Genomic DNA, 23,182 nt, shown 5'->3' with positions numbered 1-23,182 from the left:
ACCTCAAGGTCAGTCAGTTGATGGGTCAGACCCTGGCGGGAAGCGCTCACCCCTCCATCATCACTGTCAGTTGATGTCCCCTGCCTGGGTCTTGATGTACTGCTGACGGCCGGCACGGCCTTCGCGGTGCTATCAGTCGAACCAGACGACCAATCGCACACCCCCCGGTCCGAACCGCAGCGCCAACGCCTGCATGACCCCGAAGACGTGTTCCCACCCGGTGCCCGGTCCCAGCGCGTCCAGCCGCGTCACCGGGCCATACTCGAGCGTCGCTCCAGAAACCTCCCAGCTACCCTTCGGAGCCTCGACAGGCGAGGCACCCAACGGCGGGATGCCGTACTCCTCCACAACATTCTCGGGCCACTGGTCATCGACCCGATACCGGCTGATCGACGAGCCAGGTCCTGAGTGAACATCAAGTACCCCCCTGGCGGCGGGACGGACAGTCATATCCAGATCACGCAACTCCGCCCATGAAACCCACGCGCAGCTATGTATGGCTGCATCGATTCGGACGCAGTCCTCATAGTCCGTACGAACAGATTCCGACGCGTCGACAGGTAGACCACGGCCAGCCGCGACCGGGGTCCAGCCGAGCCGGTTACGAACACCGAAGAGGCAGCCGAACGACTCATAGTCACGACCGTCATAGAGCGGGTAGAGAGGCATGGACACCGCCCATACATCCCCGTCGTACCAGTCCTCGTCAGCGCGCGGGTGGCGAGCCTCGATGTAGCCGTAGATGTCAGTGCCCACGCCGACAGGCTAGACATGATTTAGATCGTTGCCTTCTTGATCGCGCGCCGGAACGTCTTCTCGCAGACGGTCGGACGGACACGCTCTGATCTAGAGTGCCCTACGGCCGAGAACGGATGGGTTCGACTTGACGATGATGACGAGCCCGATGAGGTCCAGGCTGCTTTCATCAACGCGTTGAGAGAATGCGCAGCGTCGTGGTCACTGACACCGGATGATGCTGAAGTACTGCTTCCGGACTACGCTGCTTACGTGTATCGCCCCAGCCGGGAGAGACATCCTTCGGCAAGCTCCTTGTCTACGCGGATCTGCCGGCCCCTGGATTGCACCTCAGCCTTATGACGGTAGGCGCTTACCTCGATGGATCCACGATTCGCGGCGACCAGTTCCACAACCAGTTGCTGACCTTCCCCACCGAACCAACGCCCCTCGCCTTCACAGGGTCTGGTCGTCCTGCGGAGTTGGCAGCGATCACGGCCGATTGGTTCGAAACCATCTGGAGACGTCCGGTCGTTCGCTACGACTGGCTCCTGCTTGGGCAGGTCTACGCGCATAGATTTCTATTCGCAGACACAGGCCAGGGTCTTATCGAGGGCAGAGTCCGTACTGCTGCCCTCGGAACGCCTGATCGCATTGTCCACGTCCGAGGCGAATCAGGCATGTCCGAGGGTGGGTGACACAGCAACAGCTGGCCAGATCTCAGTGGAAGCGTTCAGCGTGCCCGTTGCGTGTCCGTTCGGACGGCGACAAGTGGGGAATCACGGAGACTCACGGTCACTCGACCGGCATCTGCCCAGGTCAGCCTTTCTCCTGCTCAGCGGGTTCGGTTCCCGTCACTCGCTCTCGGTATGAGAGCCCAAGTCGGCCGCGACGGGCGCTGGCCGCAGTCCTGATCTCGTGAACCAGGGAAGGCATCTCATACAGCTCACCGCGGTCAGAACGGGGGCGTCGTCCGTGTCACCCCGCCTGTACCCTCCGTTCTCTCTTACCTGATGAGATGGTTGTCGATGGCTTCGATGATCAGCTTGTCGGCTCCCCGGACGGTGTGCTGATGGATCAACGCGGCCCGGACGTTGTCGTGGCCTATGCGTGCCATGAGGTCCTTCAGCCCTGCACCTGAGGCTGCCGCGATCATGCTGCCGGGGCGATGGAGATCATAGAAGTGCAGACCCGGTGCGCCGATTGCCGTACGGCCACCATCAAGGCGCCGGTGCGCGGCCCGAGTCTGCGGGATGGCATGAATCCCAGCCCCAAGTCCTTCAACAGTCGTCACACGCCCGGATCAAACGCCAGCACCACCCGGTCGGCTTCGACATCGAACACAAGATCCGGGTGGCCAGGAGATCCCTCCGCGCTCATCCACACGGGCTTTCCGAGACGCCGTCCGATCGCGTGGAAGACATCCACCAGGACATCCAACCGCTCCTGCCCCTGCAACTCTCCGAGATTGACATCGAAGTCAATGGACTCAGTCTGATACATCCGGAAGATCATCAACACTTCGGGGATCGGCCAGACTCTCAGCTCGGGCGTGACCCTCAACTCCGGCATGCCACCGCCGTAGGCGGCCGCCACCATGTCGGCAACCGAAGAAAGCTCCATGGGCTCGCCGCCCACCGAGTAGGCGTACTGCCAACCCTGCGCCCGAACGAGATCCAGCACCGCCTGCCAGTCCTCGACAGTCGTCCCCTCTACGACCACGTCAGGCAACGCTCCGCTGACCTCGGGGTCGAAGAGAACCTTCACGTCATCCCACAACAAGTCCGGCACAGCGCTCAGCATCCCTTAGAACTCGCCTCCGAGCGGGATATCTGACCCTGGGTGATCAGCGCGAGAGTCTGGGGTCCGTGGACAGCATGGCGTGGAAACTGATCATCCCGCTCCGTGGCGCCATCGCGCCGCACGCGCCGAACTCGGCGGCCAAGCGCCGCACCGCCGTCTGATGCCAGGCTTGCCGGCTGCGTGGTGTCACTGATGCCGCTAGGGTGGCGCCGTGATCAGCAAACCGCCCGGATTACCGTTTCTGATCGTATTCTCGGCCGTGGCCGCCGTCAGCTTGATATGGGCCAGCTACCCGTACTGGGACAAGTTCGAGATGTTCCTCCTCGCGATTCCCGTCGGCGTTCTCCTGCTCGCATATTGGGCAATCCGGATGGTGTGGGCCGAACACAAGGGAACTCTGACAGAGGGCCTGAAGTACCGGTGGGTTCTGCCCTTCTTCATCGCAGGCGGCGTCATGCTCGCGCTCGTCACCGATGCGCCGTTCTGGATTCGCTTCACCATCTCCAAACCGAGTATGGAAGCCTACGCCAAAGCCGTGGCTGTAAGTCCCAGCGGCAAAGAGCCCTGCCAATGGGCCGGTCTGTACTACGTGTGCGACGGATCGCAGTACCGCGACGGCGTCACCTGGGAAGAGCGCCCCGGCAGTGCGCAGTTCAGCGTACGGGACTGGTTTCTTGACGACAACAAAGGTTTTATCTGGCTGCCCACCGGCGAGCCGAACGATATAGCCGGTAAGTACGGCGAGAGCTACAGCTACTTGCAGGACCGTTGGTACAGCTACGAAGGCGGCTGGGGCGGTGGGTAAGTGGTTGGCCACCGCGAGTCCGGCAGAATGCCGTGCTCCGCATGAATGCCCGGCCACCGGAGCCTATCCCGCGCCGTTGCTTCGTGACAGCGCTCTGTTCAAGCGGTCTACGGCGGGGCAGGGGCGGAGAACTCGCGATCTGCACCCCGCTCGCAGGTACTGGGTCCATGATCGGCGCTGTTGCCATGGCGATTGCGGACAATTCCTTCAGCTCCGTGCAGCTCAGTTCCTGGAGGTAGCAAGCGCCACCGCTCATGAGTATGAGTGTGCGGCAGGAGGTGCCGTTCCCGGGCGGTGCATCGCCGCGGCATCACCACGTCGTGCCCACCGAACTCGCTGGCCGAGCGCCGCCCACCGGTCACGCATCAGAGCGCAGCTGCTCCACGGCCGACTCCACCGACTCGCGGAACCTTAACGCCCGGTCCAGTCTTATCTGTCGACAGTGCGCCAGCAGGTCAGCGGGAGCTGACGCGATGACCAGCGCTCCGCCACCTGTCATCACCCGCTTCGCGCTCGAAAGAACCGCTCCGATGGTCCAGTTGTCCCAAGAGGCGACGCCGGCAAGGTCGAGGACCAGATAAGGCGGATCCGGCATGGGCAGCGCCGCCATCGCATCGCGAAGACGAGCCCTTAAGCGAGCATCGTGGCAGAACTCACCGCTCACGTGCAGGATCGCATACCAATCGTGCAGCGCCCCATGAATCTCCAGCGCAGTGCCAGGTTGCTCGCTCATGCTGCAACCCCCGTCTCTGCCGATTGCCCTCCATTCTGCCTCGCGGGATTTCGACTTCGGGATAATTGCCGTGCTGGGGCAGGGCTGTGGGTAACTGAAGTGGAAGCTTGGTCATCCCGTCCGTCACCAACCCGGGAGAAGGGGAGCAGCCCAAAGGTCGAGGTTGTTCCTCATACATCCCGCAAGGAGCGCCGGGTCGCGGGCTGATCGTCGTGCGAGATAGCGTGCCGTTAGGCGAGCCTGCAGTGAGTGGTGATTTGGGTTGGGGCGGGCTCAATTCAATGCGCGGGCGAACCGATGTCCTGCCTGGGCGGGGTGCCCTGGTCGGGGTTGATGAACATGCGCTTCACCGTGTTCACGCCATCGGACGAGCCTGGCAGTACGGCCACTGCCGTCGGTCGGGATCGCGAGTGCAAGGGCTACTCAAGTCCGACAACTGCAGCGAGTCGCCGAACGATTGTGGCGACGCGTGGTGAGTTCGTCGGTTCCCCCGTACGAGACGATACGTACCCGCCCCGCCATGGCTCGGACGCACCGATGGCGAGGTCGGCTTAGCTGTCGCCGTTGCAATTGCGGGCCTTCACCGTGTCGCAGCCCACTCGGTATTTTCCGGCGGCTTCAGTGGCGGCTTCGTCGGAGTCGGTGAGCGGGTTTAGGCGCATGAACGGGCGTGGATGTGATCGGGGGGCAAGTTGCCGGAGCCTCGGGTGAGCACGCGGCCAGGTCCGCCGCGATGGTCAAGGTCGCAGACGCTCGCGTGATGATCGTCCGTATGACCCGGCAGGTAAGGCTTCGCCGTGCGGCGCTGATCGAGTCTGAGGGCGCTTCCGTGTCACCACGCCGCTCGAGGTAACCGGTGCCGGCAGAGCGAGAAGTATGCCGATATTCAGCTGTGTGGCTCAAGGGTGGCCGCAGTTGTATCTGTGCCTGTTCCTGGGGCGGTCGGCGGGAGTTCCAGGACGGCGGCCAGGTGTGTCAACGGTGTTCGGGAAGCAGTTCGCCGACTCGCGCCACTGTGTGGGTTCCGTCGCCGGTGCATCGCCAACCAGCGGCTTTGTGTTCCAGTTCGGCGCGTAGGCCTCGATCATGGGCGGGGCAGACGGGCCAGACCTTCCAGAGCATCTCCATGATCACTTCTTGGGTAGCGTCCGCGATGCTCACGAGCGCCTTCTGAGCATTGCTTCCCTGGGTGGGCCAGATGCCGTTGCCCTGGCAACCGCCCCGGAACTCCACCCAGGCGTGACCGCTGTCGTCCCAGTCAGGGATGACCAGTCGGAGGGGTCCGGTGATTCCCGTGCTGCGGACGTCGCGCTCGACGAGCTTCAGTGCCTGCTCCAACGCCACCCACATGCTCGGTTCGAGGGCGAAGGTCGGCTCGAATCGGGCGTCACGGAGGAGCTTCTTGCCCAGGCGGGTCACGTCGGTCGTTGTCAGATCAGCGGCCGCGCGTTCAAGGAGTTCACGGGTGGCGGGGGTGCTTCTGCCGGTTTCCTCCAGCAAGCAGGCCAGCGCGATGACAGGTTCGGCGTCGAGGGTCCCGTCGCGCAATGCCACGTAGATGCGGCCCATCAACTCGTCGGCGAACTGCCGGGCCTGCTCGTGGGAGTGCACGCTGCAGTGTTGCCGATCTTATGGAGACAGGCAACCGAAATTGTGGTGTGCGGCTCGGCCAAGAGGGCGGGTGAGCTGGAGTGTTCAGAGTGCGGTGTGTACCGTGTGCCCCTTTTTGCGGGGGTCAGGGTATTGATGTTGGGGTCTGTGTCGCGGCCGGTTTGAAGACCGTTGTCCTGTCGAAGATGATGCGGTGCGGCTCATCGCCAGGGATCGACTTGGAACAGTACGCTGGAGCTCTTCCAACCATGTCGCGTGAGTGGAAGACCGGGGCCGCGGGAAGTTTTGCTTCCTGCGGCCCCGCTGAATATCAGGCCACCTCGCCAGTGGTGCTCTTGGCTGCTGTTGATTGCTCGGGATGCGACGTAGCGGCTGCGTGGGAAGGCCATGTCGAACCGACCTTGCAGCGGGTCCGGGTGCTGGGCAGGTAGGACGGGAGATTGTCGTACGGGGCGGCTACGGTTCGGGGCGTGACGTATCCCGAGGTTATCCCGATTTCACACGAGCCCGACTATCACACCGACCGCATCGGCCAGTGGCGCGACGGTCAGTTCCTTGGCGGGGTTGTGCCTGCCTTTCGGGAGGGCTACTCGAGAACAGAGGATTGGTTATCCCATAAGCGGTGGTATGCCGTTCTTCACCGCTTCAGCCCTGAAGGTCACTATCTTGACTCGCGCATCGAATGCACCGGAGCCGATGACAGGCACAGGGAGTCGGTAGACGCCGCAGATCGACGGCTGAGCGAATGGCTTGCCGAGTTGCCCGGACTCGAGTTCGGCGATATCGCCGTTCGTCCGTTTCGGCTGGAATTTGATGGCGTGGTGTTCGGGCTGGTCCTGGAGGATCATGAGGGCGAGGAGTGCGCGGAGCTTTACCCCGACAACCTTGGGTTCTATGCACCCTGGGACGGGCTCTACGACACCTGATCGCTCATCATCACGAGCCATCTGCTTCTGTGGGACACGCTCGCCGGTACCACGAGAGCAGGAGCTCGGCGCCGTCCCTCGCAGGGTGCGAACTGGGCGTATTTCGGCGCCGCTGCGGGACAAGACGCTTGCAATTGCCACGCCGACAGTGCACCGCTTCGGGAAGCCTGGCGGGACGTTGCCCGGTCTGGGAGGTGGCCTTTGGTCGTAAGGACAAAGTGCGTGGCTGGCGGAGGAGTGCGCTGATGGCGATGGCGCGGCACAGCTGTGCCTGACCTTCGTGCGAGGGGTTGCCTCCCGGCGAAGCGTTTCGGCGGATCGGAGCCGTCCCTGGAGCTACCGGCGAGGCCGCGATCGCAGCCTATGCCATGCAGAGCGGGACATTCTCGAGTACGGATGGGCGGGGCCGACTTCGTCAGGCGTTCGTTGGTCGGCTCGGTCGGTCAGGTGTGAGTGAGGCGCAAGAGGATCGCGACCGTCCGCGCAGGCGCGGCCACCGACCGATGTTCAGCCACCTTGCCTGATTGAGCGGCGCCTCCTCAGGGAGCTGGTCGGTCGGGATTACCGGGTCAGGCCATCCGCCAGGTTCGCCGAGGTGTGTTGTGCGGGCGTCCGGGGATGCCGGGGCGTTGCTGTCGTGGGCGGTGTCCGTCGGCCGGGGCCCGTCGGGTGGGCGGTAGGCGACGCCCAGGGTGTCCAGGCAGGCGCCCAGGGATGCCGGGGTGTTGCTGTCGTGGGCGGGGTCCGTCGGGCGGGGTCCGTCGGGTGGGCGGTGGGCTATGCCCAGGGTGTCCAGGGGCGTAGTGTGCCGCGTTCATCCGGCGCTCGAAGTCGTCGAAGTCGCGCTCGTCGGGAGCCGGCAGGTTCGACGAAGCCACTTCCGCGAAGGCGACCAGCCGGGGAAACGCCAGGTAGTCCACTCGCCCGCGATTTTCGACGACTTCCTGATGACTTGGGCCGCATGAGCCGTTCCCGCTGGTCGGGGTGGTACGGGCTCGAAACGTAGACGTCCTCCAGCGTGTGCACCCGTCCGAACGGCGCGGGCTCCCGGGCATCGTGGGACTGGACGTGGTCGAGGTGGACCTCCTGCTGGGGGCACGTCACCACCTTGTGTCCGGTCTCGGCTGCGGCGATGCCGCCCGTGTACCACCGCCGGTACGCGACGGCGGCGCTCTCCGCCGGGCCGCCCGCCAAGATCTCGTCCCAGCCGATGAGACGGCGCCCAACGCCGACGGGCAGACCGCTCTCGTCGCCGACAAGTACATGGGGGTCGCCCTGTGGGGACCTGTCGCCTCCCGGAGGGCCCGGGAGCCCGGGGGCCGGGGGCCCGGGGGGCCGGCGGGGCAGCCAGCGGGCCCGGCGGGCGCCGGCGGGCCAGCGGTTGAAGTGGCCGATCAGCCAGGGCTGGAGCCCGTCCTCGTCCTTGAATCCCGATTCCCTGATGCGCGCCTGCGCCGTGGACGATCCGGCCCGGTGCGGGAATCAGGCCCGGTGCGGGAATCAGGCCCGGTGCGAGCGTCAGCGGCCTGTTCTGCGCTCGGTCGGCGGCATGAGGAAAGGCAGCCGGCCCCCGGTGGGGATATCCGCTGGAAATTTCGCCGACGGACCGCGAACCTGGCCAGCAGCCATCAAGCCACGTCCGAACCTCTGGAAGGCGTACCCGATGACACAGACCTCCCAACGGCAGGCCGAGCATCCGGATCTGCTGGTGAAAGGGCATCCTTTCCGGCAGTGGAAGACATGGCGGATCCCCGGCACCGCGTTCACCCTCACCGGCTACTCCCGGGCGAACGACAAGACCTTCTTCCACATACCGGAGCTGCGGTGCGCTCTCGACGCCGGGTTGTGCGAAGGGCGGCAGCCCGAGACGGTTTTCTTGACGCACACGCACCACGACCACGCCAAGGATCTCGACTATCTCGCCGCCAGGCCATCCGGCGCCGACATCTACCTGCCCGCCGAGGCGCTGCCCTATGTGGAGGCTTTTCTGCGTGCGTCCGCCGAGCTGAATCACGCAGCCCCGTACGATCCGGCGCTGGCCCCGGCTTATCGTCTGCACGGCGTGCGGCAGGACGACGAATTCACCTTCGGCTCCCGTGGCCACCACGTGCGGGTGGTGCGATGCGAGCACAAGGTGCCCTGCGTGGGCTACGCGTTCAGTGAGAACGTCAAGGAACTGCTGCCCGAATTCCAGGACCTGCGCGACGAACTCGTCCGGGACGGACGCGGCGCGGCGTTCGGCCAGATCATTGCGCAGAAACGGCGAGAAGGCGTGGAGGTCGACCGGCAGGTACGCCGCCCTCTTTTCGCCTTCCTCGGCGATACGCATGTGTCGGTGTTCGAGCGGAATCCCTGGCTGTTCACCTATCCGGTCATCATCACCGAGTGCACTTTTCTCCACGACAGCGAGCTGCCTCGCGCCGATCGGGTCGGGCACACGGTGTGGAGCCGGCTCAAACCCGTGGTCGAGGCGCATTCGGACACGCTGTTCGTGCTGACCCATTTCAGCCTGCGCCACTCCGATCAGGAGGTGGTCGCCTTCTTCCAGCGGGAACGGCACGACAACGTCCTGGTGTGGGCGCATTCGGAGAGCCAGCTGCCCGAGCAGCACCAGTCCACGATATGAGAGAGTGAGGCCGTGGTGCTGCCTGCGGACAGTCATGTTCACAGCGAGTGGTCGTGGGACGCGCCGGGCGGCTCGATGGAGCGGACCTGCGCGCGGGCGGTGGAGTCGGGGCTGCGCGCGGTCGCGTTCACCGAGCACGTGGATTTCACGGCCTCCCTGGTTCTTGCCGACGACCTCGACGAATACGCGCATCTCAAGCCGTTCGTCACGCCGGACGGAAAGCTGGTTCCGCCGGGATTCGATTCCGGCGGATATCTGGAGTGCGTGCGGCGCTGCCGCGATCGGTTTCCGAGCCTGCGCATCATCACCGGGGTGGAATTAGGCGAACCGCATTGGTACGGCGACGAGGTCGCGCGACTGCTCGGCGCCGGGGAGTTCGACCGGGTGCTCGGCTCGCTGCACTGCCTGCCGGTGGGGCGGCAGTTCTCCGAGCCGCCGTACCTGTACCGGCAGCGACCGGCCGCGGAGGTGCTCCGGGAGTACCTGGCGGAGATACCTCGGCTGATCAAGAGCTCGGACGCCTTCGGGGTGCTCGCCCACATCGACTACCCGCTTCGCTACTGGCCGGCGCAGGCCGGGCCGTTCGATCCGAACACGTTCCAGGACGAGTTCCGCCATGCCCTGCACGCGCTCGCCGACAGCGGCCGGGCTCTGGAGGTCAACACGCGGGGGCCGCTCCATCCCGAGATCGTTCGCTGGTGGCGCGACGAAGGCGGGGACGCGGTCACCTTCGGGAGCGATGCCCACGACCCGACCGGGATCGCACACCGCTTCGACGAGGCGACGGCCATGGTCGAGGCTCACGGTTTCCGGCCCGGCCGTCACCCCCATGACTTCTGGACGCGTACGGGCTGACCGAGGGTCACTCCGCGGCGAAGTACTCCGCCACGATCCCCGTGTGCAGCGGGAACGCCAGCTCCTGCGGCCGGTCGATCACCAGCCACTCCGTCGTTTCGGCCGTGGCCGTCACCGGCGGGAGGGTGGCCGAGCTCGTACGCGGCCCCAGACCGAAGATCAGCACCGTGCCGTCGGGGGCGCTGAGCACGTCGAACAGCCGGACGTCGTCCGCCGCGACGAGGATGCCCGTCTCCTCCCGAAGCTCACGGGCCGCCGCCTGCTGCCAGGATTCGCCCATGTCGATGAAGCCGCCGGGCAGGGCGAGCTCGCCGCGGTGCGGCTCGACGTCACGGCGGACCACCAGCAGTCCCTCGTCCACGGGCAGCACCATCACGGCGACAGGCAGCGGATTGAGGTAGCTGGTGTTGCCGCACTCGGCGCAGGTCCGCGGCCACTCCTGGCCCGGGACGTACGCCGTGCCGCAGAAGGAGCAATGCGAGTTTCGGGTCGTCACGATCACGAGGCTAACGCTGTAACCGGCGCTGAGCCGCTGTGTGTTAACCGTCGGCTCGGCCACGACAAGGTGGCCGGAAGCAACGGAGAAGAGACACGGAAGCCCCGGCTGCCAGGCTTCCCGCGCAATCGAGAAAGGATGAGTGGCTTCATGTTGTGGAACAAGGTCAGGACCGTGGCGGTCACGGTCTCGGCGGCGGCAGCCGTCGGCGCGTTCGTTCCGGCTCCGGCCGGCGCCGACGTCTGGGAGTACGTCGCGGCCTATCCGCTCACCACCACGGGCTACAACAAGTGCATGGTCGACGGCAAGCAGTGGCAGGGGAGCTGGCGGTGCCGCAAACTGACGGGTGAGCACTGGTCGCACAAGCAGTCGGACTACCACCTCGAGATCCTCAAGTAGCGCCTCGCGCCACGGCTCCCTGGCAACGCCGCCGAGCAGGAGCTCCTCCAAGGGGGCGGGGGGCCAGAAACGCGCTCGTCCGGGTGCCGTTCGGGACTCCAGCGCCTTGGCCTTCGAGAACCCAACCCGAAGGCCAAGGCGCTCTCGGAGGCCAAGGCGCTCTCGGGGGCCGGCCAGGTGACTATCCGGCCGCGGCGGCCGATGAGCGGTTCAGTCCTGGTGTGTGGGCAGTTGGGGGCGTTCGTCGGTCCAGCCGATCGCCCGGTACGAGGTGGAGACGCGGAGCTCCGCCTCCCGCCCGTTCGCGAGCCTGGTGGTGTTCGTTCTCACCTCGGCGAGAAGCAGGCCGGTACCGGGATCGACCACGAGCCGAACCTGGGTGAACAGGCCTGGCTCTATCTCCTCCTGATAGCTGAGCGCCTGCCCCCGCCGCCCCAGCGGATCTGTCATCTCCCCCTCAGCCCGTATGCCGGGCAGAGACGCAAGGATCCGGTACGCGGATGCACGAACCTCGGGCGATGCCGGCAGACCACTGATGATGCCCACACACTCTCGCAGAAGGATGTACGCCCTCGCCTCCTCCACGTCCATCCCGGATCCAGCCAGCTCCAGTCGGCCGATGCGCTCTTCCAGGTAGCTCCGGAGCTTGTCGGGTTCGCCCGGGATCGCGCGCACCTCTTCCCAGGTCATCCACTCCCCTACCAGGTCACCGGCCGTTCCCTTCCCCTTGCCGTGAAGCCGTTCGGCGGTTCGCTCGCCTGCCGCCGCCTCCAGCGGCTTGAACGGGACCGCGAACAGGTTCTCCGTCTTCATGTTCTTGGGGTATCGCCAGCTGGTGGGCGCCCCCGCTGCCCGCCAGGCCGCCTCGTCCTGCGGGGTCGCGGGCTTGACGCCGAGATCCTGCCGGATGCGCCAGCTCTGCAGATCGGACCGCTTCGCCAGCCACTGTTCCCCAGACCGCTCGCTCTCGAGCACGTAGCTGCGCGTGGGGTCGGTCAACATCCACTGCGTGAGCGTCGCCGTACGCCAATAGTCGCCGCTCGCACGGGCCTTCTCCACGGCGACGGCAGCCGCGAGCAGGATCTGCCGGGCAGTCGGTACGGCCGCCGGGGACGACGTACCGGGCCGAGGCACGACGGAGACCGTGCTGTCGGACAGCATCGCGGGCGCGACGACCGCTACCGTGGCGGCCACGGCCAGGCCCAGCGCGGCGCCGACCAGCCGGCCTCGCCGCCTCTTCCGCGTACGTACGGGAGCCTCGACCGTGGTGGTCGCAGCCGCTTCGGCGAGCAGCCGGTCACGGCCCGCCACGACCGCGTCGAGCGAGGGTTCATGAGACCCCAAGAGGCGGACGACCGCCTCCACATGGCGCGGCTCGACCAGATCGCCGGAGCCCTGGTCATCATGCAGCTCATTCATCAGATCCTCCGAGTTCGGCAGTGATGTCGCCCAGCGCCGCGCGCAGCCTTCTGCGCACCCGGTTGAGCCGGGAGGCCACGGTGCCCGAGGGGATGTCGAGGGCTTGCGCGATCTCCTCGTAACTGAGATCGCCGTACGCCACGAGAAGCAGCACGTCCCGCTCGCCGTCAGGCAGCCGGCTGAGCTCTGTGGCGAGCCGGCGCTGGGCACCTGCCGCGGTCACCTGCGCCGCCACGCGGTCCGCGTGCTCGCCTTCGGCCGGGTTGTCCATCGGCACCCTGGCCAGCGCCTCCAGCCTCCGGGTCTCGCTGCGGCGGTGGTCGGCGAGGAGGTTGGTGGCGATCCCGTACAACCAGTGGCGTACGGCGCCACGATGGGGATCGAAGCTATGTCGCTTGCGGAACGCGACCAGGAACGTCTCGGAGGCCAGATCGTCGGCGGCCTGCGGTCCGACCCGCGCGGCGACGTAGCGGTAGATGTCGCCGAAGTGGCGGTCGTACAGCGTGGCGAAGGACTCGGGCCGATGCCGTGACTGCTCGATGAGCACGGCGTCGTCAAGTCTGCCGGGTGTATTGGGGGGAGCGGTCATCCGCATGGCGTCCCTTCTTTCAGGTACACCATTAGTCCGTCGCAGAGCCCGATCCACTTCGCAGCCGCGCGACGCCAACCGCGGAGTTACCGTATGTGCGGCTATGGCATGCTCTGACCCATGCAATTCAGGACGGGGGCACCGCGCGACGCCGACCTCATCGCGGCGTTGCACACCGAGAGCTGGCAGACGGCCTATTCCGGGATCATGCCCGCCTCCTTCCTCGACGGCCCGCTCCTGGAGGACCGCAAGGCGCTCTGGGCCGCCCGGCTCCCCTCCAGCGAGCCGACCAGCCAGCCGAGCAGCGGTCCGACCAGCCAGCCAACCAGCGGGCCGAGCAGCGGGCCGAGCAGCGGGCCGAGCACCTTGGAGAACGCCTCCCACCTGCTGCTCGCCGAGCAGGACGACACGCTGCAGGGTTTCGCCTACCTGATCGCGCAGCCCGACGGCCGGATCCTGCTCGACAACCTCCACGTCCGCCCCGCCCGCAAACGCTCCGGCATCGGACGCCTGCTCATGACCCGCGCCTTCGGCTGGGCAGCCACCCACCACCCCGGCAAGGCGGTCTACCTGGAGGTGCTCAGGGACAACGCCCCGGCCATCGCCTTCTACGAGCGATGCGGCGGCAGCGCCACGCGGGACTTCTGGGAGCGCGTGCCCGGCGGAATCGAGCTGCCCGTGATCGAGTACGCCTGGACGCCCGAAGGCGTCAAAGCCCTGGCCAACGGATAGGGCGCAGGCCCGCTACGGCCATAGAGCCTGAGGATCCCGAAGACGGCTCACGGCGCGGGCGAGCCGGTCGCGCGGTCGAAGGCGCTGAGCACGCGGGCGGTCGGGTCCGGCGCCCCCTCGTCCCTGAGGCGGTCGGTGAGGAGGAAGCCGGCCAGCTCGAACTCGGCGGCGTGCCCGTCCTCGCTCAGCAAGAAGACCCCGCCGGCGGCGTCAGGGTCCCAGCCGTGCGTCAGCGCATGGTCGATGACCTCCCGCACGTCCTTCGGAGTGGGGTAGGAGCTGTCGCTCGCGCAGCCCCACGGCAGGACCGCCTTCGACAGCAGGTCCGCCTGGAGCACGCGGCTGTTCTTCCCGGCGCCCCAGACCCGCAGGCGGACGCACCTGTGACAGTCGCGCCCGCCGGACACGTGGTGGACCTCGCCCTTCCACACGAACTCCCGCCCGTCCGCGTAGAGCTTCCGCAACCTCGTCGGTATGGTGCCCACCTCCGCGTCGGAGCCTAGCCGACCCGGTGCCGGTGATGAGGTCCGATTTCCGCCGGTCCGCTCTCCGTCGAGTTCCGCGGCGTCCACGCGGCGGGCGATCGCGTGATCGTGGCGGAGACGATGAGCGCTACCCTGGCGAACGGGAACGCCTACGTCAACGACTACTGCTTCGGCTGACGGTCAGCCTTCGAAACGGATCGTCGCCCCCCGATCGGTGATCGACAAGACGCGGAAGTTGAGCGTGCGCTTCTTCCCGTACCGGAACTCCCCCCGGGCGCCCTCCCCCAGTGACGAGGTCATGCCGGGGGCCCGCACGACGACCATGTCCTGGTTGAACATGCCGCCCATGTACTCCTTGGAGACGTACACCCTGGAGAAGCCGTAGTACCTGCTGGAGATGCGGAAGTTCACGCCCCTCGTGAACGTGAACTTGCACTTCCCGTCGTAACAGGCCCGCAGGTTCGGCTTGGCGGAGGCGGAGGCGGAGGCGGCGGCAGAAGCAGAGGCGGCCGGGGTCGCGACCATGGCGCAGGCGAGGGTCAGGGCGGTGATGGCCTTCCGGGGGTGCATGGTCTCCCTTTCGTCGGCTGTAGCGGCCCGTACGCCGTGCTCGCGCAGATCGGCCGCGGCTGAGGCCTTTGTACCGGATGTACGCCGGGAGGGGTCCCGAGCGGAGGTGCTAACGCGGGCGGGCGAGGTCGTACACGGCGGCCGACAGGGCGATGGCGACGAACAGCAGGACCACCATCAGGCCGTGACGGAAGGCGGTCGCCCAGTCCGTGCCGAGCGCGCCGAAGAACGTGGAGCCGGCCGTCGCGATGCCGATCGCCGAGCCCAGCCGCTGGCCCGTCTGCAGGACCCCCGCGGCGCTCCCGCCGCCCTCGGGCGGCACCTCCGACAGGGTGATGGCCTGGTTGGGCGAGATGACCAGGCCGCTGCCGATGCCCGCGACCAGCAGGGGCAGGGCGGTGGCCAGGCCCGCGCCGGGCCCCGGCACCAGCGCGGTGGCGGCCATGGTCGCCGACAGGCCGGCGATCACCGTGACCAGGCCGATGACCACCACGAGGCGCCCCGCGCGGGACACCAGCCGCCCGCCCACCACGCTGGCCGAGGCCGAGCCGAGGGCGAACGGCGTGATCGACAGGCCCGCCAGCAGGGGGCTGTAGCGGAGGCCGCTCTGCAGGTACAGGGTGAAGATGAAGAAGATGCCGGTGAATCCGGCGAAGTAGAACAGCCCTATGGCCGTGCCGAGGCGATAGGAGCGTTTCCTGAACAGCGCCAGGTCCACGAGAGGCTCACGGGGGTAGAACCGCTCCCACGTCACGAAGCCGCCCAGGATCAGGAGCGCGGCGGGGACGATCAGCCATTTGGCGTTCCCCTCCCACTGGTGGCGCTGGATGAAGGGCAGCAGCAGCCCCGCCACCCCGATGCCGAGGAGGAGCACGCCCACCGGGTCCATGCTCTCCCGCCGCCGCGGCACGTCCTGCCGCGGGGCCGGCAGCACCCGCCAGGCCAGGGGCAGCAGGGCCAGCCCGATCGGCACGTTCACCAGGAACACCCACCGCCACCCCAGCTCGGGCCCGGACAGGGTGACCAGGGCGCCGCCGATCAGCGGCCCGGCGGCCGTGGACAGGCCGATGGTGGCGCCCAGGGCCCCGAACGCCCGGCCCCGCTCGTGCCGCTCGAACATCTGCTGGATCAGCCCCGACACCTGCGGGTTCACCGTTCCGGCCGCCATGCCCTGCACGAGCCTGGCCGCGATCAGCACGTTCATGTCCCAGGCGAAGCCGCACGCCGCGCTGGCGAGCGTGAACAGCGCCACGCCCCCCATGAACAGCGTCCTGCGACTCCTGGCGTCCCCCATGCGCCCGGCCGGGACCAGCAGCAGGCCGAACGTCAGCGCGTAGCCGGAGACCGTCCACTGCAGGCCGTCCTCCGTCGCCTGCAGGCCGGCGCGGATCGACGGCAGCGCCACGTTGACGATGCTCACGTCCAGGCCGGTCATGAACGCCGACACCAGGCACACGGCCAGCGCCTGCCGCCGCCTGCCGAACCCGGTCTCCGCGCTCATGCCGTCCAGACTCTCAGAGGCCCGCTGAGGGTTCTCTTACCGGGTATGAGGCGAGTAACGTCCGATCATGGACACGATGACCGTCGAGCAGAACGGCATCAACGCGGTCCCCGAGGCCGAGCGGCGCGGCCGGCCGGGGGATCTCTTCTGGCCGTGGGCCGGCTCCAACCTCTCCCTGTTCGGTGTCGCCTTCGGCGTGTACATGGTCGGTCTCGGCCTGGGCGTGATCCCCGCGATCATCACCGGGGCGGTCGGGTACGCGCTGTCGTTCCTGCTGGTGGGCCTGGTCGCGGTCGCGGGGACGCGGTCGGGCGTGCCGACGATGACGCTGGGACGGGCGCCGTTCGGGTACCAGGGGAACAAGCTGCCCGCTGCTCTGTCGTACATCTCGAACGTCGGCTGGGAGATCGTGCTCGTCACGCTCTCCGCGCAGAGCGGCGCGGCGATCCTGGCGCGGGTCGCGCCCGGCGTGCCCGCCACCACGGCCACCGCCGTGTGCTTCGCCGTCGCGGCCGTCGTGGTGATCGCGGTCGGCGTGTACGGCCACGCCATGATCATGGCGGTCCAGCGGTACCTGACGTACGCGTTCGTCGTGCTGACCGTCGTCTACATGGCCCTCATGCTGCCGAAGCTCGGCGGGTCGCTGAAGGGCGGCGCCGGCCCCGGCGAGTGGGTCGGCGGGGTCGTCTTCGCCATGACGCTGCTGGGCCTGGGCTGGGTCAACTGCGGCGCCGACTACTCCCGCTACCTGCCCGCGAACTCCCGGGCGAGGTCGGTGGCGCTGTGGACGACGCTGGGGGGCGCGGTGCCGCCCATGGTGCTGCTCGTGTTCGGCGTGCTGCTGGCGGGCGGCGATCCGAAGCTGGCCGAGGCCGCCGGGGGCGACCCGGTGGGCGCGCTGGCCCAGGCGCTGCCGACGTGGTTCCTGCTGCCGTACCTGCTGACCGCCATCGGCGGTTTCCTGGCCGGGGCGATCATGGACATCTACTCGTCCGGGCTGTCGATGCTGGCGCTCGGCGTGCCGGTCAGGCGGCACTACGCGGTGCTGATCGACGGCGTGCTCATGGTGCTCGGCGGCTACTACCTGCTGTTCGTCTCCAGCAGCTTCCTCGGCACCTTCCAGGCGTTCCTGGCGATCATCGGAGTGGTGATGGCGGCCTGGGTGGCGATCTTCCTGGTGGACATGTGGCGGCTGCGCGCGGGCGGCAGGACCTATGACGAGCGGCTGCTGCGGCCGGGCGCGCCCGCGTTCAACTGGGCCGGGCTGGTGTCGCTGGTCGTGGCGTCGGCCGTGGGTCTCGGGCTGATCAAGTCGGCGGACCCGAACATCGCCAGGATCGTCGGCTTCCTGATGAGCGACGAGATGAAGGCGGGCACGTTCGGCGGGGCGAACATCGGCGTGGTCATCGCCCTCGTGCTGGCCGGGCTGCTGTACCTCCTGATCACCGCCTTCGCCGGGCGGCGCCGGGAGGCGTGACGGCGCCGGGTCCTGTTGTTACTCTTGGTGAGTAATGATGGACATTCCGTCGCGGTTGCTGCGGTGGGCGGTGCATGCCACGGCCTGCGGGCTTCTGGTGCTCGCGGTGCTGAGCTCGCTGCGCGAGGACCGGGTGGCCGTGGCCGTCGGGGGGCTGGTGCTCGGCGTCGCCTATGCCGCCGGTCCGATGACGTCCGGAGGCCGGCGGGTCGCGTGGCTCGGGCTCGTGACGGCCGGATGGGTGGTGCTGGCGGTGGCGGAGCCGCCGTTCGTGTGGCTGGCGTTTCCGCTGCTGTTCGCGTACCTGGACGTGCTGCCGCTGTGGGGGGCGATGTTCGGGGTGGCGGTGCTGACCTCGGCGGCGATCCTGGCGGCGGCGTGGCACGCCGGCGAGCTGACCCTGCCGCTGGTGCTCGGGCCGAGCGTCGGGGCCGCGGTGGTGACGCTGCTGGCGCTGGCCTGCAAGGCGCTGCGCCGCGAGGTCGAACGGCCTGAGCAGGAGTCCCCGATCAGGCCGTGACGATGGCGAAGTCGGGTGCCGGGCGGTCGAGCACGGCGACCAGCCGCTGCAACGCCGCCGTGTCCCCCTCGCGCTCCACGCCTCCGACGCCCTTGCCCGCCAGCAGCCCCACGAGCTGGTCCTTGGTCAGCCGGAGCGTCAGGTCGGCGTTCTCGTCCGCGGGCTCCCGCTGCTGGATGAGCGCGCCGTTCGAGAGCGTCGTACGGTACCGCTCCCCCAGGTCGGTCAGGTACCAGTCGATCGACAGCCGTTCGTGCCAGGCGCGCGGCCCGTCCACGCGGATGGCGAGCGAGTCGAAGATCTGCTCCACGGACAGCGCGGCGAGCAGGTCGAGCGAGGTGACGTCCGTGGTGGCGGGCACGATGCCCTCGGACAGCTCCAAGGCGCCCATGAGGTAGAAGTTGCGCCACACGGCGTTCTCGGCGCCGTGGCCGAGCCGGGTGTAGACCTCGGCGAGCAGGTCGCGGGCCTCCTTGTTGCCCTCGTCGGCGAAGACGGCGTGGTTGAGCAGCTGGGCGGCGAAGCGCAGGTCGTTCTCCTCGATGTAGCGCCGGGCGAACGCGACCACGGCCGAGCCGCCGCCCAGGCAGTCGACGTACCGGACGGCGCTCTCCCGCGGCGGGTGCTCCCACAGATGCGCCGGGTTCCCGTCGAACCAGCCCAGGTAACGCTGGTAGACGGCCTTGACGTTGTGGCTGACCGAGCCGTAGTAGCCGTGCGTGTGCCAGGCCTGCTCCAGCTCGGGCGGCATGTGCATGGCCTCGGCGATCTCGGGGCCGGTCAGGCCCTTGTTGAGCAGCCGCAGCGTCTGGTCGTGCAGGTACGCGTACATGTCCCGCTGCTGTTCGAGGAAGCGTACGATGCCGCCGCGGCCCCAGGTGGGCCAGTGGTGCGAGGCGAAGGCGACGTCGGCGCGGTCGGCGAACAGCGTGACGGCCTCGTTCAGGTAGCGCGCCCAGGCGCGGGCGTCGCGGACCATGGCGCCGCGCAGGGTGAGGATGTTGTGTTGGTTGTGCGTGGCGTTCTCGGCCAGGCACAGGGCGCGGCGGTCGGGGAAGAGGAAGTTCATCTCGGCGGGGGCCTCGGTGCCGGGCGTGAGCTGGAAGACCATCCGGATCCCGTCGACGGTCTCCTCCTGGCCGGTACGGGTGACCTCCGTCGTGGGCGGGATGAGCGACACGGTGCCCGTCGAGGTGGTCATGCCGAGGCCGCAGCCGATCTGGCCCTCGGGCGAGCGGGGCAGGGCGGGGCCGTACATGTAGACGGCCCGGCGGGCCATGGCGGGGCCGGCGTAGACGTTCTCCGACACCGCGTGCTCCATGAACCCCTCCGGGGCCAGGATCGGCACGCCGCCCCCGGTGACCCCGCGTACGCCGCCGAAGTGGTCGGCGTGCGAGTGCGTGTAGACGACGCCGGTGACCGGGCGGTCGCCGCGGTGCTCGCGGTAGAGGCGGAGCGCGGCGGCGGCGCACTCCGTGGAGATCAGCGGGTCGATCACGAGGACGCCGCGCTCGCCCTCGACCAGGGTCATGTTCGACAGGTCCAGGCCGCGTACCTGGTAGACGCCCTCGGCGACCTCGTACAGACCTTGCCTGGCGCACAGCTGGCCCTGCCGCCAGAGGCTGGGATGGGCCGTGGGCGGGCACTCCCCCTGGAGGAAGTCGTAGGAGTCGTTGTCCCAGATGACCCGGCCGTCCGCCGCCTGGATCACTGCGGGACTCAGCTTCGCGATGAACCCGCGGTCCGCGTCCTCGAAGTCGTCCTTGTCGTGGAATGGAAGGTCTGCCATGCCTAGCCGAGTGCCCGGGAATCACTCTACATAGCTCAATAAACGCCCCTAATAGCATGAATCTCGGGCAATACGGACAGGCCTGGCTCGGCTCCTCGACACCGTGTGATTGGCTGTTCGGGTGGAAGCGTGCGTGTTCGACCTCGATGGCGTGCTGGTGGACTCCGAACCCGTGTGGGAGGAGGTGCGCCGGGCGTTCGTCGCCGAACACGGCGGCACCTGGCAGCCCGACACCCAATCCAGGCTCATGGGCATGAGCACCGGGGAGTGGGCCGAATACCTGCACTCGCTGGGGGTGTCGATGCCTCCCGACGAGATCGCGCGGGGCGTGGTGGACCAGATGGCCGCCCGCTACCGCGACGGGGTGCCGCTGATGCCGGGGGCGGTGGAGACGGTACGGCGGCTGTCCGGCGCCGTCACGCTGGGGCTGGCCAGCTCGTCCCCGCGCAGACTGATCGACGTGGTGCTGGACGCGGCCGAGCTCAACGAGTGCTTCGCGGCCACGGTCTCGACCGAGGAGGTCGACCGCGGCAAGCCGGCGCCCGACGGATACCTCGAGGCCGCCCGGCGGATCGGGGCCGACCCGCGCAAGTGCGTGGCGGTGGAGGACTCGAGCAACGGGCTGCGTTCGGCGCACGCGGCGGGCATGCGCGTGATCGCCGTGCCGCACCCGCGCTACCCGCCCGCTCCCGACGCGCTGGCGCTGGCCTGGCGGGTCCTGCCCGGTCTCGACGAGCTGACCTCCGATCTGCTGCTCGTTTGAGCGCACCCCGGGTCGCTCACGTGAACGCCGAGGTCGGGTGGCTATGCTTACGGAATCGTGCGAGACATCACGGTTTTCAGCGGAAGCGCCCATCCTGAGCTGGCCGAAGAGATCTGCAGGCATCTGGGTACGCCACTCCACCCGGTGCGCATCGAACGCTTCGCCAACGACGTCCTCGAAGTGCAGCTCCAGGCCAACTGCCGTGAACGCGACGTGTTCCTCATCCAGCCGCTCGTGCCGCCCGTACAGGAGCATCTGGTCGAGCTGCTGCTGATGCTGGACGCGGCGCGGGGCGCGTCCGCGGCGCGGACCACTGTCGTCCTTCCGCATTACGCGTATGCGAGATCGGACAAGAAGGACGCCCCGCGCATCTCGATCGGCGCGCGGCTGGTCGCCGACCTGATGGTGGCCGCGGGCGCCAGCCGGGTGCTGGCGATGACGCTGCACTCGCCGCAGGTGCACGGCTTCTTCAGCGTCCCCGTCGACCACCTGCACGCGCTGCGCGAGCTGGCCGCGCACTTCCGCCAGTACGACCTGTCGAACACGGTCGTCGTCTCCCCCGACCTCGGCAACGCCAAGGAGGCCGCGCACTTCGCCCGCCTGCTCGGCACCGGGGTCGCCATGGGCGCCAAGCAGCGCTTCAGCGACGACCGCGTGGTGATCAGCTCCGTGATCGGCGACGTCGCGGACAAGGACGTGATCGTCCTGGACGACGAGATCGCCAAGGGCAGCACGGTCATCGAACTGCTCGACCGGCTGCGCGAGCAGGGCGCCCGCTCGGTGCGGGTGGCCTGCACGCACGGGCTGTTCGCGGGCGGGGCGGTGGAGCGGCTGAGCGCGCTGCCGGAGGTCGAGGAGATCGTCTGCACCAACACCGTGCCGTCGCCCAAGCCCAGCGACAAGCTGACCGTGCTGTCGATCGCGCCCGCGCTGGCCGAGGCCATGCGCCGCATCCACGACGGGGAGTCGGTGAGCGCGCTGTTCAACGCGTCGTGACGACCTGACCGGAGCCGCGGAGACCCGCTGTGATCTGCGCGGCTTTCCCCCTCGGCGGTTTATCGATCATAGTGGCCAGTATGCACGCGGCGACCGAACGACTGCTGAGCGACTTTCTCCGGGGCGTCGAACCGGCCGTGCCCTTGGTCGCCTTATGGGCGCACGGTTCCCTCGCCACCGATGACTACCAACCCGGCCGCAGCGACCTGGATCTGGTCGCGGTCCTCGACGCGCCGGTGACGATGGAGCAGTGGCGCCGGATCAAGGCCGTTCACCGGACTCTCGACGGGCCGCTGGCGGCGCGGCTGCACTGCTCGTACCTGGCCAGGCAGGAGCTGGCCGACCCCTCGGTCGAGCACGTGACCTGGGCGCACGAGCGCATCTTCCGCCGTCCCGTCAGCGCGGTCACCCGCCGCGAGCTGCACGAAAGCGCCCTGGAGCTGTACGGCCCGCCGCCCGCCGGGCTGCTGCCGCCGGTGTCGGACGAGGAGCTGACCGACTTCGTCCGCGGCGACCTGCGCGACTACTGGCTCGTCAAGACGCGGGCCCGGCGGCGCTGGCTGCGTGACATCTGGGTGGACCTGGGCCTGCTCACGGTCGCCCGGGCCACGGTCACGCTGCGGGAAGGGCGGATGATCAGCAAGCGGGAGGCCCTCGACGTGCTCGCCGAGCTGGGGGCTCCGGAGAGCGTGGTGGCCGACATCCGCGCGCGGAGATACGGCACGGCGCGGCCGGTGCTGAGCCGGTTCAGGAGGGGGCGGCTGGCCCGCGCGTTCGTCAGGTCCGCCATCAGGAAGGCTCTGACCTGAGGGTCGCCGTGAGCTTGGCCAGCGCCTGCGCGATCTGCTCCGGGGTCAGGCCGAGCACCGAGCGCTGGTAGCCGTACACCTCGGGGGCCAGGGGCGCGAGCAGGACGTCCACCAGCGCGTCGGGCTCCGGGGTGCGGGCCGCGACCAGGAGCGCGCGCACGTGCGCCCGCCAGAAGCCGTACGCGCCCGTCTCGAAGCGCGAGCGGCCCACTTCCGAGCCGAGGACCAGGTGCCGGTGGTCCTCCAGCAGGCGCACCATCGCGGCGTAGAAGGCGGCGAGCCGGTCGCCGGGCGGCGCTCCCGGGCCGAGCGGCGGCTCGCCGCGCAGCAGCCGCTCCTGCAGCGCCCGCTCGTGCTCGTCGAGGAGCGCGACGGCGATCGACGCCCGGTCGGGGTAGCGGCGGTAGAGCGTGCCCCGGCCCACCCCGGCCTTCCTGGCGATGTCCTCCATCGTCACGTCCTGCGGCAGCCGCTCCGCGAAGAGCTGCGCGGCCGCCTCCAGGATGCGCGCGCGGTTCCGCGCGGCGTCGGCTCTTTCCATGC

The 23,182-nt window shown here is 68.3% G+C and carries 25 protein-coding genes; 11 read left to right on the top strand and 14 right to left on the bottom strand.

Features of this window, described 5'->3' with window-relative positions:
- Nucleotides 1-132 precede the first annotated feature (132 nt).
- The 3 genes from HD596_RS17195 to HD596_RS17185 form a co-directional block, all read right to left on the bottom strand.
- Nucleotides 133-756, bottom strand: a complete 624-nt coding sequence (locus tag HD596_RS17195; protein WP_185070269.1) for a hypothetical protein — start codon at nt 754-756, stop codon at nt 133-135.
- Between the two features lie 985 nt (nt 757-1,741).
- Entirely contained in the window at nt 1,742-2,029 is a 288-nt protein-coding gene (locus HD596_RS17190) for a hypothetical protein (protein WP_185070267.1), read from the bottom strand.
- Nucleotides 2,026-2,526, bottom strand: coding sequence for a hypothetical protein (locus HD596_RS17185; RefSeq protein ID WP_185070265.1), 501 nt, complete (start codon nt 2,524-2,526; stop codon nt 2,026-2,028). The genes HD596_RS17190 and HD596_RS17185 overlap by 4 nt, the downstream gene beginning before the upstream one ends.
- A gap of 223 nt (nt 2,527-2,749) precedes the next feature.
- On the opposite strand from HD596_RS17185, the gene HD596_RS17180 reads away from it, so the two are divergent.
- Nucleotides 2,750-3,343 carry a hypothetical protein gene (locus tag HD596_RS17180; RefSeq protein WP_185070263.1) on the top strand — a complete coding sequence of 198 codons (594 nt, stop codon included), beginning with the start codon at nt 2,750-2,752 and terminating at the stop codon, nt 3,341-3,343.
- 358 nt (nt 3,344-3,701) lie between these two features.
- On the opposite strand, the gene HD596_RS17175 is transcribed toward HD596_RS17180, so the two are convergent.
- Both HD596_RS17175 and HD596_RS17170 read right to left on the bottom strand, forming a co-directional pair.
- Nucleotides 3,702-4,076, bottom strand: a complete 375-nt coding sequence (locus HD596_RS17175; protein WP_185070262.1) for an STAS domain-containing protein — start codon at nt 4,074-4,076, stop codon at nt 3,702-3,704.
- Between the two features lie 975 nt (nt 4,077-5,051).
- The gene (locus tag HD596_RS17170) at nt 5,052-5,687 is read right to left on the bottom strand and encodes a hypothetical protein (RefSeq protein ID WP_185070259.1); all 636 of its coding nucleotides are present in this window, start codon (nt 5,685-5,687) and stop codon (nt 5,052-5,054) included.
- Between the two features lie 470 nt (nt 5,688-6,157).
- Here HD596_RS17170 and HD596_RS17165 point away from each other — a divergent pair, with 470 nt between their 5' ends.
- Nucleotides 6,158-6,613 (top strand): hypothetical protein, encoded by a 456-nt coding sequence (locus HD596_RS17165; protein ID WP_185070257.1) that lies wholly within the window; start codon nt 6,158-6,160, stop codon nt 6,611-6,613.
- A gap of 777 nt (nt 6,614-7,390) precedes the next feature.
- Here HD596_RS17165 and HD596_RS65655 read toward each other — a convergent pair.
- Complete coding sequence (locus HD596_RS65655; protein WP_376776145.1) at nt 7,391-7,825, bottom strand: family 20 glycosylhydrolase; 435 nt, start codon at nt 7,823-7,825, stop codon at nt 7,391-7,393.
- A 451-nt stretch (nt 7,826-8,276) separates the two neighbouring features.
- Between HD596_RS65655 and HD596_RS17155 the strand changes: the two genes are divergently transcribed.
- Together HD596_RS17155 and HD596_RS17150 are read left to right on the top strand one after the other, a co-directional pair.
- On the top strand, nt 8,277-9,239 hold the full coding sequence (locus tag HD596_RS17155; protein WP_185070256.1) for an MBL fold metallo-hydrolase: 963 nt from the start codon (nt 8,277-8,279) through the stop codon (nt 9,237-9,239).
- Between the two features lie 12 nt (nt 9,240-9,251).
- Nucleotides 9,252-10,094 (top strand): PHP domain-containing protein, encoded by an 843-nt coding sequence (locus HD596_RS17150; protein WP_185070255.1) that lies wholly within the window; start codon nt 9,252-9,254, stop codon nt 10,092-10,094.
- A 7-nt stretch (nt 10,095-10,101) separates the two neighbouring features.
- Here HD596_RS17150 and HD596_RS61790 read toward each other — a convergent pair whose 3' ends face one another.
- Nucleotides 10,102-10,590 carry an NUDIX domain-containing protein gene (locus HD596_RS61790; RefSeq protein WP_185070253.1) on the bottom strand — a complete coding sequence of 163 codons (489 nt, stop codon included), beginning with the start codon at nt 10,588-10,590 and terminating at the stop codon, nt 10,102-10,104.
- A 150-nt stretch (nt 10,591-10,740) separates the two neighbouring features.
- Here HD596_RS61790 and HD596_RS61785 point away from each other — a divergent pair, with 150 nt between their 5' ends.
- On the top strand, nt 10,741-10,989 hold the full coding sequence (locus tag HD596_RS61785; protein WP_246554522.1) for a hypothetical protein: 249 nt from the start codon (nt 10,741-10,743) through the stop codon (nt 10,987-10,989).
- A gap of 210 nt (nt 10,990-11,199) precedes the next feature.
- On the opposite strand, the gene HD596_RS17135 is transcribed toward HD596_RS61785, so the two are convergent.
- Nucleotides 11,200-12,408: a CU044_5270 family protein gene (locus HD596_RS17135; RefSeq protein ID WP_185070249.1), complete on the bottom strand. Its 1,209-nt coding sequence runs from the start codon at nt 12,406-12,408 to the stop codon at nt 11,200-11,202.
- Nucleotides 12,401-12,997 (bottom strand): RNA polymerase sigma factor, encoded by a 597-nt coding sequence (locus HD596_RS17130; RefSeq protein WP_185070247.1) that lies wholly within the window; start codon nt 12,995-12,997, stop codon nt 12,401-12,403. The genes HD596_RS17135 and HD596_RS17130 overlap by 8 nt, the downstream gene beginning before the upstream one ends.
- 120 nt (nt 12,998-13,117) lie before the next feature.
- On the opposite strand from HD596_RS17130, the gene HD596_RS17125 reads away from it, so the two are divergent.
- On the top strand, nt 13,118-13,729 hold the full coding sequence (locus HD596_RS17125) for a GNAT family N-acetyltransferase (RefSeq protein WP_185070245.1): 612 nt from the start codon (nt 13,118-13,120) through the stop codon (nt 13,727-13,729).
- Nucleotides 13,730-13,776: 47 nt separating this feature from the next.
- Here HD596_RS17125 and HD596_RS17120 read toward each other — a convergent pair whose 3' ends face one another.
- The 3 genes from HD596_RS17120 to HD596_RS17110 all read right to left on the bottom strand — a co-directional run bounded on the left by HD596_RS17120 (nt 13,777) and on the right by HD596_RS17110 (nt 16,285).
- Entirely contained in the window at nt 13,777-14,193 is a 417-nt protein-coding gene (locus tag HD596_RS17120) for a hypothetical protein (RefSeq protein WP_221519367.1), read from the bottom strand.
- Between the two features lie 201 nt (nt 14,194-14,394).
- Nucleotides 14,395-14,784 (bottom strand): hypothetical protein, encoded by a 390-nt coding sequence (locus HD596_RS17115; protein ID WP_185070243.1) that lies wholly within the window; start codon nt 14,782-14,784, stop codon nt 14,395-14,397.
- Nucleotides 14,785-14,893: 109 nt separating this feature from the next.
- Nucleotides 14,894-16,285 carry an MFS transporter gene (locus HD596_RS17110; protein ID WP_185070242.1) on the bottom strand — a complete coding sequence of 464 codons (1,392 nt, stop codon included), beginning with the start codon at nt 16,283-16,285 and terminating at the stop codon, nt 14,894-14,896.
- 67 nt (nt 16,286-16,352) lie between these two features.
- On the opposite strand from HD596_RS17110, the gene HD596_RS17105 reads away from it, so the two are divergent.
- Nucleotides 16,353-17,762 (top strand): purine-cytosine permease family protein, encoded by a 1,410-nt coding sequence (locus HD596_RS17105; protein ID WP_185070240.1) that lies wholly within the window; start codon nt 16,353-16,355, stop codon nt 17,760-17,762.
- A gap of 34 nt (nt 17,763-17,796) precedes the next feature.
- Nucleotides 17,797-18,282: a hypothetical protein gene (locus tag HD596_RS17100; RefSeq protein ID WP_185070238.1), complete on the top strand. Its 486-nt coding sequence runs from the start codon at nt 17,797-17,799 to the stop codon at nt 18,280-18,282.
- On the opposite strand, the gene HD596_RS17095 is transcribed toward HD596_RS17100, so the two are convergent.
- Complete coding sequence (locus tag HD596_RS17095) at nt 18,272-20,071, bottom strand: alkyl/aryl-sulfatase (protein WP_185070236.1); 1,800 nt, start codon at nt 20,069-20,071, stop codon at nt 18,272-18,274. The two genes, HD596_RS17100 and HD596_RS17095, sit on opposite strands and share 11 nt — an antisense overlap.
- A gap of 133 nt (nt 20,072-20,204) precedes the next feature.
- Between HD596_RS17095 and HD596_RS17090 the strand changes: the two genes are divergently transcribed.
- The 3 genes from HD596_RS17090 (at nt 20,205) to HD596_RS17080 (ending at nt 22,639) form a co-directional block, all read left to right on the top strand.
- Nucleotides 20,205-20,834 carry an HAD family hydrolase gene (locus tag HD596_RS17090; RefSeq protein ID WP_185070234.1) on the top strand — a complete coding sequence of 210 codons (630 nt, stop codon included), beginning with the start codon at nt 20,205-20,207 and terminating at the stop codon, nt 20,832-20,834.
- A 57-nt stretch (nt 20,835-20,891) separates the two neighbouring features.
- Nucleotides 20,892-21,830 carry a ribose-phosphate diphosphokinase gene (locus HD596_RS17085; RefSeq protein ID WP_185070232.1) on the top strand — a complete coding sequence of 313 codons (939 nt, stop codon included), beginning with the start codon at nt 20,892-20,894 and terminating at the stop codon, nt 21,828-21,830.
- An 80-nt stretch (nt 21,831-21,910) separates the two neighbouring features.
- A complete protein-coding gene (locus HD596_RS17080; RefSeq protein WP_185070230.1) occupies nt 21,911-22,639 on the top strand; it encodes a nucleotidyltransferase domain-containing protein in 729 nt (242 codons plus the stop codon).
- On the opposite strand, the gene HD596_RS17075 is transcribed toward HD596_RS17080, so the two are convergent.
- Nucleotides 22,620-23,180, bottom strand: a complete 561-nt coding sequence (locus HD596_RS17075; RefSeq protein WP_185070229.1) for a TetR/AcrR family transcriptional regulator — start codon at nt 23,178-23,180, stop codon at nt 22,620-22,622. The two genes, HD596_RS17080 and HD596_RS17075, sit on opposite strands and share 20 nt — an antisense overlap.
- Nucleotides 23,181-23,182 lie beyond the last annotated feature (2 nt).

The organism is Nonomuraea jabiensis (assembly GCF_014204795.1).
GTDB lineage: Bacteria > Actinomycetota > Actinomycetes > Streptosporangiales > Streptosporangiaceae > Nonomuraea > Nonomuraea jabiensis.
This window is presented reverse-complemented; position numbering and strand designations above follow the sequence as displayed.

Coding starts and splice junctions, on each gene's coding strand:
- HD596_RS17175 (WP_185070262.1), bottom strand. CDS start 4,076: ATGAGCGAGCAACCTGGCACTGCGCTGGAGATTCATGGGGCGCTGCAC.
- HD596_RS17155 (WP_185070256.1), top strand. CDS start 8,277: ATGACACAGACCTCCCAACGGCAGGCCGAGCATCCGGATCTGCTGGTG.
- HD596_RS61785 (WP_246554522.1), top strand. CDS start 10,741: ATGTTGTGGAACAAGGTCAGGACCGTGGCGGTCACGGTCTCGGCGGCG.
- HD596_RS17135 (WP_185070249.1), bottom strand. CDS start 12,408: ATGAATGAGCTGCATGATGACCAGGGCTCCGGCGATCTGGTCGAGCCG.
- HD596_RS17130 (WP_185070247.1), bottom strand. CDS start 12,997: ATGACCGCTCCCCCCAATACACCCGGCAGACTTGACGACGCCGTGCTC.
- HD596_RS17125 (WP_185070245.1), top strand. CDS start 13,118: ATGCAATTCAGGACGGGGGCACCGCGCGACGCCGACCTCATCGCGGCG.
- HD596_RS17115 (WP_185070243.1), bottom strand. CDS start 14,784: ATGCACCCCCGGAAGGCCATCACCGCCCTGACCCTCGCCTGCGCCATG.
- HD596_RS17110 (WP_185070242.1), bottom strand. CDS start 16,285: ATGAGCGCGGAGACCGGGTTCGGCAGGCGGCGGCAGGCGCTGGCCGTG.
- HD596_RS17105 (WP_185070240.1), top strand. CDS start 16,353: ATGGACACGATGACCGTCGAGCAGAACGGCATCAACGCGGTCCCCGAG.
- HD596_RS17100 (WP_185070238.1), top strand. CDS start 17,797: ATGATGGACATTCCGTCGCGGTTGCTGCGGTGGGCGGTGCATGCCACG.
- HD596_RS17095 (WP_185070236.1), bottom strand. CDS start 20,071: ATGGCAGACCTTCCATTCCACGACAAGGACGACTTCGAGGACGCGGAC.
- HD596_RS17080 (WP_185070230.1), top strand. CDS start 21,911: ATGCACGCGGCGACCGAACGACTGCTGAGCGACTTTCTCCGGGGCGTC.
- HD596_RS17075 (WP_185070229.1), bottom strand. CDS start 23,180: ATGGAAAGAGCCGACGCCGCGCGGAACCGCGCGCGCATCCTGGAGGCG.